General features: G+C 45.8%; 1 protein-coding gene and 1 pseudogene. Both read left to right on the forward strand.

The window, feature by feature from the left end:
• Positions 1–778 (forward strand): acyl-ACP--UDP-N-acetylglucosamine O-acyltransferase (gene lpxA / locus R8269_RS24700; protein WP_318222842.1); only part of this gene is annotated, 778 nt, incomplete at its 5' end.
• A 110-nt stretch (positions 779–888) separates the two neighbouring features.
• Positions 889–1,297, forward strand: a pseudogene (gene lpxB, locus R8269_RS24705) (lipid-A-disaccharide synthase); the annotation flags it as partial.

Here is a 1,297-nt window from a genome sequence, read left to right on the forward strand (position 1 = left end):
AACCGCTAAAATCCACCCGGCAGCGGTGGTAGAAGAAGGCGCAAAAATTGGCGCTAACGTGACGGTTGGTCCTTTTACCTACATCACCTCAACGGTGGAGATTGGTGAAGGTACTGAAGTCATGTCTCACGTAGTAATCAAAGGCCATACCAAAATTGGTAAAGATAACCGTATTTTCCCACATGCAGTGATTGGTGAAGAAAACCAGGACAAGAAGTATGGTGGCGAAGATACAACCGTGGTTATCGGTGACCGTAATGTGATTCGCGAAGCGGTTCAGGTTCATCGTGGTACTGTGCAAGACAAAGCGACAACAGTGATTGGCGACGACAACCTACTTTGCGTGAATGCGCACATCGCGCATGACGTCGTAGTAGGCAACCATACTCACATTGGTAACAATGCGATTCTAGGTGGCCATGTAACAGTAGAAGATCACGCTGGTGTAATGGCACTTTCTGCTATTCACCCATTCTGTACGGTAGGCGCTTATGCATACGTTGGTGGTTGTTCTGCGGTTGTTCAGGACGTACCTGCTTACGTACTTGCTCAAGGTAACCATGCTACGCCGTTTGGGTTGAACCTAGTTGGCTTGAAGCGCAATGGTTTTGAGAAACCAGAAATTCGAGCACTACAAAAAGCGTACAAAGAAATTTACCGCTCTGGTAAAACGCTAGAAGAAGTGAAACCGATTCTTGCAGAAATGGCACAAGAATGGCCTGCAGTGAAGCGTTTTTCTGACATTCTAGAAACAACGGAACGTGGTATCATTCGTTAATTCGCGAATGAATCAATAAGTGGAAAAGATCGCGCCCAATTAGGGCTGCGGTCTTTTTGTGTTTTATGGATAAGGAATCCCTTATCCATAGTACATAGGGCGAAATCGATATGGAAAAACCATTACGTATTGGCATCATTGCTGGCGAGTTATCTGGTGACACGCTAGGGGAAGGCTTTATCAAGGCAGTGAAAGAACGATACCCGAATGCAGAGTTCGTTGGCATCGGTGGGCCAAAGATGATCGCGCAAGGCTGTGAATCTCTTTTTGATATGGAAGAGTTAGCTGTAATGGGTTTAGTTGAAGTGCTTGGACGATTACCTCGTTTGTTAAAAGTAAAAGCTGAGCTTGTTAAGTACTTCACCCAGAACCCGCCAGATGTTTTTGTCGGTATTGATGCGCCAGATTTTAACTTGCGTCTAGAGTTAGATTTAAAGCAAGCAGGCATTAAAACCGTGCACGACGTGAGCCCTTCAGTATGGGCGTGGCGTCAAAAGCGTATCTTCAAAATCGAGGCTG

Source organism: Vibrio sp. Vb0667 (assembly GCF_033391095.1).